The following is a 4,404-nucleotide window of genomic DNA, read 5'->3' as shown; positions in this document are numbered from 1 at the left end:
GGAGCGGTCCGGCCGCCCGGTCCTGGCGGGGCTGGGCGACGACCCGGCGCTGGCCGCCGCCGCGGTCGCGGCCGGGGCCGACGGCCTGCTGCTGTCCCCGGACCCGTCGAGGGAGACCACCGCCGCCGCTCAGGAGGCGGTGCGGATCGTCGGCGCGCTGACGCGCAGGGAGGAGCCGGGCTCCGTGCCGGCCGCCCGCGGCGCCATCGACCGCGTCGACGCGGCCCTGGCGGTGCTGCTGGAGCGCCGCGCCGAGCTCGCCGGGACGGTCCAGCGGCTCAAGCCGGTCGGCGGGTTCGCCGGGCGCGACCTGGAGCGTGAGCGCCGCCTGGTCGCGGAGATGGCCCGCCGGGCCCCGTCCCTGGGTGAGGCGCGCCTGGCGCCCATCATGAACGCCGTCATCGAGGCGGGGCTGCACCTGGCCGAGGAGCGCCGGGCGGGCAGACCGTACGGCGGGGCGGCCTCCCCGGCCTCCCCGGCCTCCCCGGCCTCCCCGGCCTCCGCGGCCTCCGCGGACTCTCCGGGCGGTCCCCGGGAGTGGGCCGAGGGTTCCGGAAAGGGGCGCGAAGGGAGCGCCCCGGGGGCGGGCGAACGCGCGTAAGCTTCCCTTCGCCGACGCGGGACAAGGGGAGAGGCGGGGCCGCATGTCAGACTCGTTCGTGCACCTGCATGTTCACACGGAGTACTCCATGCTCGATGGAGCCGCCCGTCTGAAGCAGATGTTCAAGCAGGTCGGCGACCTGGGCATGCCCGCCATCGCGATCACCGACCACGGCAACATGCACGGCGCGTACGACTTCTACAAGCAGGCCACCGGGGCCGGGATCAAGCCGATCATCGGCATCGAGGCCTACGTCGCCCCCGCGTCCCGGCACCAGAAGAAGCCGGTGCTGTGGGGCGAGCCGCACCAGAAGAAGGACGACGTTTCGGCGGGTGGCTACTACACCCACATGACGATCTGGGCGCGCAACGAGCGCGGCCTGAAGAACCTCATGAAGCTCAGCTCCCGCGCCTACACCGAGGGCTTCGTCCGCAAGTGGGCGCGGATGGACGCGGAGATCCTCGCCGAGCACGCCGAGGGCCTGATGGCCACGACCGGCTGCCCGTCGGGCGAGGTGCAGACCCGCCTGCGCCTGGGCCAGTACGACGAGGCCGTGGCGGCCGCCGCGAAGTACCAGGAGCTCTTCGGCAAGGAGAACTACTTCCTGGAGATCATGGACCACGGCCTCGAGATCGAGCGCCGGGTCCGCGACGGGCTCACCCGCATCAGCAAGGAGCTGGGCATCCCGCCGCTGGTCACCAACGACTCGCACTACACCTACGAGTCGGACGCGGCCTCCCACGACGCGCTGCTGTGCATCCAGACCGGCAAGCAGCTGTCCGACCCCGACCGGTTCCGCTTCGACGGCAGCGGCTACTACATCAAGACCGCCGACGAGATGCGCGCCGTCGACTCCTCCGACCTGTGGGCCGAGGGCTGCCGCAACACGCTGCTGGTGGCCGAGAAGGTCGAACCGGAGGGCATGTTCGGGTTCAAGAACCTGATGCCGACCTTCCCGATCCCGGACGGCATGACGGAGGAGGAGTTCTTCCGCCAGGAGGTCTGGGAGGGCATGAATCGCCGCTTCCCCGGCGGCATCGACGAGGAGCACCGGGCCTGGGTCGAGAAGGAACTCGCCGTCATCGTCCAGATGGGGTTCCCGTCCTACTTCCTCGTGGTCGCCGACTTCATCATGTGGGCCAAGCGCAACGGCATCCGGGTGGGGCCGGGCCGAGGCTCGGCGGCGGGCTCCCTGGTCGCCTACGCCCTGGGCATCACCGACCTCGACCCGATCCCGCACGGCCTGATCTTCGAGCGCTTCCTCAACCCCGAGCGCGTCTCCATGCCCGACGTCGACATCGACTTCGACGAGCGCCGGCGCGGCGACGTGATCCGCTACGTGACGGAGAAGTGGGGCGCCGACAAGGTCGCCATGATCGCCACCTTCGGCACCATCAAGGCGAAGGCGGCCATCAAGGACGCGGCCCGCGTCCTCGGATACCCGTACGCGCTGGGCGACAAGGTCTCCAAGGCGTTCCCGCCGGCGGTGATGGGCAAGGACATCCCGCTCTCGGGCATCTTCGACAAGGACCACCCTCGTTTCAACGAGGCCGGTGAGCTGCGCAAACTCTACGACGAGGACGTCGACGTCAAGGCGGCCATCGACCTCGGCAAGGGCCTGGAGGGCCTGATCCGGCAGACCGGCGTGCACGCCGCCGGCGTCATCATGTCGTCGGAGGTGCTGACCGACTACATCCCGATCATGCGCCGCGACTCCGACGGCGCGATCATCACGCAGTTCGACTACCCGACCTGCGAGACGCTCGGCCTGCTGAAGATGGACTTCCTGGGCCTGCGCAACCTGACGATCATCGACGACTGCCTGAAGGCCATCGAGGCCAACACCGGCACCATGATCGAGCTGCTGGACCTGCCCCTGGACGACGTCAAGACCTACGAACTGCTGTCGCGGGGCGACACGCTCGGCATCTTCCAGCTGGACGGCGGCGGCATGCGCTCGCTGCTGCGCCTGATGCGCCCCGACAACTTCGAGGACATCTCCGCGGCGCTCGCGCTCTACCGGCCCGGTCCGATGGGCGCCAACTCCCACACCAACTACGCGATGCGCAAGAACGGCCAGCAGGAGATCACCCCGATCCACCCCGAGCTGGAGGAGCCGCTCCGGGAGATCCTCGACACGACCCACGGCCTGATCGTCTATCAGGAGCAGGTCATGGCGATCGCGCAGAAGGTCGCCAACTACTCCCTCGGCGGCGCCGACCTGCTCCGCCGCGCGATGGGCAAGAAGAAGAAGTCCGAACTGGACAAGCAGTTCGAGTTCTTCGAGAAGGGCATGAAGGACAACGGCTTCTCCGCCGCGGCCATCAAGGCCCTGTGGGACATCCTGCTGCCCTTCTCCGACTACGCCTTCAACAAGGCCCACACCGCCGGCTACGGCCTGGTCTCCTACTGGACCGCCTACCTCAAGGCCAACTACCCGGCCGAGTACATGGCCGCGCTGCTGACCTCGGTCAAGGACGACAAGGACAAGTCGGCGCTCTACCTCAACGAGTGCCGCCGGATGGGCATCAAGGTGCTCCCGCCGGACGTCAACGACTCCGACTTCGACTTCACCCCGCGCGGCACCGACGTCCGCTTCGGCCTGTCGGCGATCCGCAACGTCGGCGGCAACGTCGTCGACGGGATCATCTCCGCGCGCAAGGAGAAGGGCCGCTTCACCGACTTCAAGGACTTCCTGCGCAAGGTCCCGGCGATCGTCTGCAACAAGCGGGTGATCGAGTCGCTGATCAAAGCCGGCGCGTTCGACTCCTTCGGCCACGTCCGCAAGGGCCTGGTGATGGTCCACGAGCAGGCCGTGGACGCGATCATCGACATCAAGAAGAACGAGGCGATCGGCCAGGACTCGCTGTTCGGCGCGGTCGACGGGGCCGAGGACCAGACCTTCGACGTGCAGGTCCCGCCGGGGGAGTGGGACAAGACCACCCTGCTGGCGTTCGAGCGGGAGATGCTCGGCCTGTACGTCTCCGACCACCCGCTCTTCGGCGTCGAGCACATCCTCGCAGCCGGCGCCGACTGCTCGGTCGCCGCGCTCCAGGACGACGGCCGCCCCGACGGCCAGATCGTGACGGTCGGCGGCATCCTCTCCGGCGTCCAGCGCAAGGTCACCAAGAAGGGCGACACCTGGGTCCTGACCATGCTGGAGGACCTGGAGGGCGCCATCGAGGTGATGATCTTCCCGTCGGCCTACCAGCTCTGCTCGACGATCCTGGCCGAGGACGCCATCGTCTTCGTCAAGGGCCGCCTGGACAAGCGCGAGGACGTCGGGAAGATCATCGCGATGGAGGTGACCGCGCCCGACCTGACCACCGAGGCGGGCGGGCCGCTGCTGGTGAGCATGCCGCTGAACCGCTGCACGCCCCCGGTGGTCGGCCGCCTCAAGGAGGTCCTGACCACCCATCCCGGCACCACCGAGGTCCGCCTGCAGATCCACGACGGCCCGCGGACCACCGTGATGCGCCTGGACGACCGCCTGCGCGTCTCGCCGTCCCCGGCCCTGATGGGCGACCTCAAGCAGCTGCTGGGCCCGGCCTGCCTGGGGGCGTGAGCCGGGCGGGGATCGTCCCCGCGGACGATGATCCATCTCCTCCCGGAAGAGGAGGGCGGATCACGGAACGGTTGAGATGATCTTCCGGTCAGGTTTCCGGACCAAGGGAGACGACCGGTGACGGTTCTCACGCGATCCACCCGCCGCGGCCGGACGGTCGCCGCTCTCGGGCTGAGCGCCCTGCTCACGGCCGCGGCGGTCGCGCCGCCCGCGACCGCCGAGACCGGGCCCGCGCAGG

The 4,404-nt window shown here is 69.5% G+C and carries 2 protein-coding genes; both read left to right on the top strand.

Features of this window, described 5'->3' with window-relative positions:
* Window positions 1-601 (top strand): chorismate mutase (locus tag ACWJ6R_RS30875; protein ID WP_449065601.1); only part of this gene is annotated, 601 nt, incomplete at its 5' end.
* Between the two features lie 43 nt (window positions 602-644).
* The gene (gene dnaE / locus ACWJ6R_RS30870) at window positions 645-4,166 is read left to right on the top strand and encodes a DNA polymerase III subunit alpha (protein ID WP_449065600.1); all 3,522 of its coding nucleotides are present in this window, start codon (window positions 645-647) and stop codon (window positions 4,164-4,166) included.
* Window positions 4,167-4,404: the final 238 nt, after the last annotated feature.

Source organism: Planomonospora algeriensis (assembly GCF_977012225.1).
Note: the sequence above shows the minus strand (reverse complement) of the source record. Positions and strands in the feature narration are given on the sequence as shown.